Source organism: Pollutimonas rozaliensis, assembly GCF_048751585.1.
Taxonomy (GTDB): domain Bacteria; phylum Pseudomonadota; class Gammaproteobacteria; order Burkholderiales; family Burkholderiaceae_B.
The window spans coordinates 1-280 of sequence record NZ_JAZHOB010000060.1; the positions used below are offsets into that span (position 1 = coordinate 1).

General features: G+C 62.1%; 1 protein-coding gene. It reads right to left on the minus strand.

Features of this window, described 5'->3' with window-relative positions:
- Positions 1 to 280: helicase-related protein (locus V0R37_RS21960; protein WP_420376538.1), on the minus strand; the 280-nt coding region annotated here is incomplete at both ends.

Sequence of the window (280 nt, forward strand, 5' to 3'; positions counted from 1 at the left end):
TTCTTCACATGCTTCAAATTGGAGGCCGGGACGGCCTTCTTGACCGGAAACTCTGTCACTTCCCTGCGCTCGATGAGCTGGTTCATGCGCCGTTCGATGGCACACAGGTTCTTGAAGTCGCTGATATCCACCAGCGAGATGGCTTCCCCGGAAGCCCCGGCGCGGCCGGTGCGGCCAATGCGGTGGATGTACTCTTCCGGCTGGAAGGGTAAGTCGTAGTTCACCACTCGGCTCAGCTCGCCGATATCCAGCCCCCGCGCCGCGACGCCGGTGGCCACCA